The 438-nt window shown below is 63.7% G+C and carries 1 protein-coding gene; it reads left to right on the top strand.

Going from position 1 to position 438, the window contains the following annotated elements:
* Window positions 1–257 precede the first annotated feature (257 nt).
* A partial coding sequence (locus AWU74_RS12300) for a biotin transporter BioY (RefSeq protein WP_498067500.1) occupies window positions 258–438 on the top strand: 181 nt, incomplete at its 3' end.

Raw genomic sequence — 438 nt, 5'->3', positions numbered from 1 at the left:
TCCTTCACATAGTGCTGGTACAGATATTCATACAGTGCCGGTACAGACTTTCGCATAGCGCTGGTACGCATCCTCCCACTACGCTGGTGCGCATCCTCCCACTACGCTGGTGCGCTCCCTCCCACTACGCTGGTACATACCCTCCCACTACGCTGGTGCACGCCTTCACACAGTGCGGGCGGACTCCTTCGCACAGCGGAGAAACGGGGAATGCCGAGGCGGAGCGTTCCGTTCAGACAGCGCGGCGGAACCGCCCGGTGTTTGCCGCGCTGTTCGCGGCGCTCATCTGCGTGAGCAGCGTCATTGCGAGTCCGCTGCCGGGCGGGGTGCCGGTCGTGCTGAAAGATATGCTCGCCATTCTCGCGGGCGTTGTCCTCGGGGGCGTTCAGGGCGCGGCGGCGACGGGACTGTATCTGCTAGCGGAAAAGCTGACGCGTG

The sequence above is a fragment of the Treponema endosymbiont of Eucomonympha sp. genome (genome assembly GCF_001028545.1).
The sequence above is the reverse complement of the archived record's forward strand: the minus strand, read 5'-3'. Positions and strand labels throughout refer to the sequence as shown.